The sequence below is a fragment of the Microvirga sp. P4_G7 genome, from assembly GCF_056401005.1.
The window spans coordinates 1-4852 of sequence record NZ_JBFUKD010000254.1; the positions used below are offsets into that span (position 1 = coordinate 1).

Below are 4852 nucleotides of genomic sequence, written 5' to 3' on the forward strand. Positions count from 1 at the left end.
CCTGAATTTCCAGGCGCAGACGCTTTTTGTCGGTCATGTGGGCGACGGAAACATGCATGTAATCGTRCTTTTCTCTCGCGACGCATTCTTGACCAGCGGGGTGTACGAAGACACCGCCCAGAAAGTGAACGCGATCGTCTACGACGTCGTCACCTCGTTCGGGGGGAGCATTTCCGCCGAGCATGGTATTGGCCGATCGGGGCGCAGCGCGTATTCAAATTCGGCTGATCCTTACGAACTGAAGGTCATGCGTGGGATCAAGAATGTGTTCGACCCTTCGGGCATACTTAATCCCGGTGTCCTGTTCCTTCCCAACCCTCATTGTCCGACGAACCGCTCCTCCGGAGACCCTTCATGATCACCATCGCCAACACGGATCTCACCGTCGAGATCTCACCTTTGGGCGCCGAGCTGCAATCGGTGACGAGCGCGGACGGGCGTTCCTGGTTGTGGCACGGGGACCCCGCATTTTGGTCCGGACGAGCACCGATCCTGTTTCCCGTGATCGGCAAGAGCCCCAAGGGGCAAGCTTCGATCGAGGGACGTTCCTACCCGATGGACGGCCATGGCTTTGCGCGAGTGACCGACTTCGAAGTCGTTGAAACATCGGACACCCGTTGTGCAATGCGCATGCGCGATAGCACGGCTACGCGCCGGTCCTTTCCGTTCGCCTTCGAACTCGAACTCTCATTTGAGTTGATTGGAAAAACGCTGTCCGCCGAAGCAAGCGTGACGAATCGCGATGACCGAACAATGCCATTCTGCTTTGGCTTTCATCCGGCTTTCGCGTGGCCGCTGCCAGGAGCGGAAGGCAGCCCTCACATAGTGCGTTTGGACAACCGACAGGACCCAGCACTTCTCCAAATCGATGCCGATGCCTTGTTGAAACCCGGGAGCGCTCCGTCTCCTTTCGATCGAGGCATGCTGACGCTCGCACCTGCGCTGTTCGAGAATGGCGCGCTGATCTTCGATGCCGATGCGGGCGATGGCCTATGGTATGGGGCCGAAGGAATTCCGGGCATCAAGGTGGACTTCGCCGAAATGCCTCAGCTCGGCCTGTGGACGAAACCCGGCGCCCCCTTCTTGTGTATCGAGCCTTGGCACGGCCTTCCGGCGCCAGCGGGCGTGCAAGAGCCTTTGGAGAAGCGCCGCGGCGTCATTTCCCTTGAACCCGGGCGAAGCACGTCGCTCTCCATGCGAACGACGTTCGGAGCGGAATGAGGCTATCCGGGTTCTGGCTGACGGTTCTTCGCTACTCGCAGATCCGGTAGCGATCGCTCGAGCCGTGCTTTTGGATGTCGACGTGAAGATGATCGCTGTGGTCGGCATTGGAACCTGGGCCGAGAACCGTCGTGAACCAGCCACAAGCGGCTGTCCGGACCGCAGCGAGAACTGATTTGTCGCGCTCGTTGTTGTCGAGCTTGATGCYGAGCGCCGTACCATTCGAAAACTCGAAGCCCGATATGTCGATGGCGAGCCCTTCCGCATGAGCAGATAGCTTTCCGCCCGATGCGCGGTTACGGCACTCGAACCCGGGACCGGTTCGCACAGCCTTCAGTTCGGTGTTCAGGCCTCCCTTCATCACAGGCGCCGCCAGATCGCCTACCCACCGCCCGAAATTCTCTGCGAACCGGCAAGCCAAAATAGGTTGCTCCTTCAAGATCACATTCGCCTCCAATCCGAGCTGGCGAGCGGGAACGGATTTGATCTTTACGGGCGTGTCGATGGCGCATTGCCCATTGGACGTATGTGGCGTTTCGGCATGTTCAACATCGAAACCCGCACTTCGCAAACGATCGAAACAAGTTGAATCCGCTGAAACGACTTCGTCCGACTTCACTGCCGGCGGCGGCGACTCCGGGGGGGACGCAACAGGCGAAGATTGCGGTCCATTTGTCGGACGGGAAGGAGGCAGCGGCGGAGGTGGCTGAGGTTGTTCCGCCGAGACGTCAGCTCCCCCAAAGAGGCAGCCTGCGAAAAGGGTTATGGCCGTCACTCGCAGTATCGTCACGGATCCTCGCGTCATACCGTCGTGTCGATATAGAGCCATCGTCGCTCTTGGACAGGGTTTGCCGTCAGAACGCCGACTGTCCTTCCCGCCGGAAATCACGTTACGATGGATCGTACGTCGAAGGACCTGTCATGAGCGCCACCAGCGAGGGCACCGCCCGATCCTACATCGTCTGGACGGCGATTTTGGCCTCCAGCCTCGCCTTTATCGATGGCGCCGTGGTGACGGTCGCGGTGCCTCAGATGCGTGAAAGTTTGAATGCCTCGCTCTCGCAGGTCCAGTGGATCACCAACGCCTATGCGCTCACGTTGTCCGCCTTCCTCCTGTTGGGCGGTGCTGCGGGCGATGCCTATGGCCTCAAACGCGTCTTCATGCTCGGAATCGCGCTTTTCGGCCTTGCATCGGCCTGGTGCGGGTTGTCTCAATCGGCTCCGATGCTGATCGCCGCCCGATCGATTCAGGGCGTTGGCGGCGCGCTGATGATTCCGGGTTCGCTGGCGCTCATCAGCGCCAACTTTCCACCCAATGAGCGCGGGAAGGCGATCGGTACGTGGGCGGCGGCGTCCGGGATCGCTGCGGCTCTCGGGCCGATCCTGGGAGGTTGGCTCATCGACATCGGGCCGTGGCAAGCGATCTTCTGGATCAATATTCCCATCGCCGCATCGGCAATCTGGTTGTGTTGGAGACACGTGCCCGAGAGCCGGATATCCGCCGAGGCCGGTATGGATTGGCTGGGAGGCGTCCTGGCGGTGGCAGGCCTCGGTGTCGTGGCCTATGGCCTGACGGCACTTGGCGAGCCGACCACCGGGCGCGCCGAGGCGTTCGTGTTCATCGCGCTCGGAGGCAGCCTCCTCGCCGCCTTCGTCTTCCACGAATCGCGAGCGCGCTCACCCATGATGCCGTTGGTGCTGTTTAGGTCTCCGACGTTCGCTGGCGTGAACATTCTCACCTTGCTGCTCTATTTTGCTCTCATGGGCGCGTTGTTCTTCATGCCGGCGACCCTGATCGAGGCACACGGCTACTCAGCGGCACGGGCAGGTTCGKTTTTTCTGCCTTTCACGATCGTCATGGCGTTGCTTTCCCGAATGGGCGGGATCCTTGCCGACCGTTTCGGCGTGCGACTTCTCCTGACCGTCGGACCGGCAGTGACGGGGGTGAGCTTCGCTCTCCTCGCCCCGGCCGTTGCAAATGGCGATTATTGGTTCGCAATCATTCCCGTCATGGTTCTCATGGGCCTCGGCATGGGTATTACCGTCGCTCCCCTTTCCACGAGCATCATGAACGCCGTTCCCGATGAGCGCATCGGTGTCGCCTCGGGGATCAATAACGCCATATCCCGCGTTGCGGGTCTGATCGCGGTCGCCGGCCTCGGCGCGGTCGCAACGCTCGGTTTTCAGCACACCGCGACGTCGAGCGATCCACGAATCGCTGCTCTTTTCGCGCAAATGACGTTTGGCGCGCGGCCATCTGCATCGATTGCGGGTGTAGCAACGCCCGACGGGTCCGTCTTCGAAATGTATTCGCGTGCGATGATTCACGGCTTTGGTCTGGTCACCCTCATCTGCGCCGCGGCCGCCCTCGCCAGCGCATATTTCGGCTATCGGTCGACCGCCCCGCGCCCTGAAAATTAAGCTGTCATGCCGTAGCGCGCCCGCTCAACACAAGATACGCCGCCGCGGTCCAGGAGAACGTATCGCCGCCGAGTCCTTCCCCCGTGGTCGGGTCGAAATACTCGCAGAAGCCGGCGCGCTCCATCGCTTTCACCGTCCCCCCCTCGACGGATTTCGCCAGATCGATGAGACCATTCGTGCGCAGGCCATCTGCGATGAGCCAATTGACCACCGCCCAGACCGGGCCACGCCAATAGCGTTTGGGCTCGAAGAGCGGCGAAAAAGGCGCCGTGGAGGGAACGCCGACGACCATACCTTCGCACCAGCGTGAAATCTCGGCAGCGACAGCTGCTTTCTGCTCCGCACCGAGCACAACGGCGATGAGGGGGATGAAGCCTGCTTGCGTCGGAGCCTCGATATCTTGGCCGGAAATAAGATCGAGAGAGACGAAACGGCGAAGATCCTGGCGCCACCGGCCGGCAAGACCGCCTTCGAGGCGATCCTTCATCGTCCTCAATTCGGCAATGTCCTCGGGTCGGTTGAGGCCTGCGGCAATCGCCATCAAATCGGCCGTGGCACGGGCAAGAATCCCCGTCATCTGAACGTCGGCGACCTTGAAGGGCGCCGCCTTCCATTGCTTCTCAGGGTCCCATCCGCACGCGCGATACGTGTCCACGAGATGGATGAAGCGCTGATAGTCCACGTCACGCGGCCGCATCGAAGCGTCGACGTGACCCAAATCCTTCCGGCGGATCTCCGTCGTCGTCGATGTCGGCACGCGCGCCAACGCCTCGTCCCAGGCGGGAGAATTGTCGCTTCCGCTTTCCCAAGGATGAAGAATCGACACAAGACCAAGACCGTCCGGATCACGCGCCGTGAGCCACCAGCGGTGAGAGCGAATCGCTGCGTTCAGCAACGCGCCTGTTCGCTTGTCGGCACCCGTATAGCCCGCCCTTACCGCAGCTTCGTGGACATTGCGCAGCGCCATGCCGAACACCGGCGGCTGYGTGATGCCCGATGTCGGAACCGTGTGGGTCGTTTGCCAGACGTCCGACCCCGGGAAATAGGTATCGCTCGGTTGGTGAAAGACGATGTGCGGGATCATCCCGTCCGCCCACTGGCCCTCCACGAGACGCTCGAGTTCGCGATAGGCACGATCGATGTCGAAAGTGGCGAAACCCATCGCGACGAACGCGGAATCCCAATTCCACTGAAACGGATAAAGACGATC

General features: G+C 61.1%; 5 protein-coding genes. 3 read left to right on the forward strand and 2 right to left on the reverse strand.

The annotated features are described in order from the left end of the window. Both AC1DT3_RS12170 and AC1DT3_RS12175 read left to right on the forward strand, forming a co-directional pair. On the forward strand, window positions 1–358 hold a 358-nt coding region (locus tag AC1DT3_RS12170; protein ID WP_477465512.1), incomplete at its 5' end, for an FAD-linked oxidase C-terminal domain-containing protein. Then, on the forward strand, window positions 355–1221 hold the full coding sequence (locus AC1DT3_RS12175) for an aldose 1-epimerase family protein (RefSeq protein ID WP_477465513.1): 867 nt from the start codon (window positions 355–357) through the stop codon (window positions 1219–1221). The genes AC1DT3_RS12170 and AC1DT3_RS12175, both read left to right, overlap by 4 nt. Before the next feature lie 31 nt (window positions 1222–1252). Here AC1DT3_RS12175 and AC1DT3_RS12180 read toward each other — a convergent pair whose 3' ends face one another. Beyond that, the gene (locus tag AC1DT3_RS12180; protein WP_477465514.1) at window positions 1253–2050 is read right to left on the reverse strand and encodes an extensin-like domain-containing protein; all 798 of its coding nucleotides are present in this window, start codon (window positions 2048–2050) and stop codon (window positions 1253–1255) included. A gap of 92 nt (window positions 2051–2142) precedes the next feature. Between AC1DT3_RS12180 and AC1DT3_RS12185 the strand changes: the two genes are divergently transcribed. Next, the gene (locus AC1DT3_RS12185; RefSeq protein ID WP_477465515.1) at window positions 2143–3642 is read left to right on the forward strand and encodes an MFS transporter; all 1500 of its coding nucleotides are present in this window, start codon (window positions 2143–2145) and stop codon (window positions 3640–3642) included. Between the two features lie 4 nt (window positions 3643–3646). On the opposite strand, the gene AC1DT3_RS12190 is transcribed toward AC1DT3_RS12185, so the two are convergent. After that, a partial coding sequence (locus AC1DT3_RS12190; protein ID WP_477465516.1) for an MGH1-like glycoside hydrolase domain-containing protein occupies window positions 3647–4852 on the reverse strand: 1206 nt, incomplete at its 5' end.

Excerpts from the sequence above, each read along its gene's own strand:
- AC1DT3_RS12175 (WP_477465513.1), top strand. The coding sequence starts at position 355 with ATGATCACCATCGCCAACACGGATCTCACCGTCGAGATCTCACCTTTG.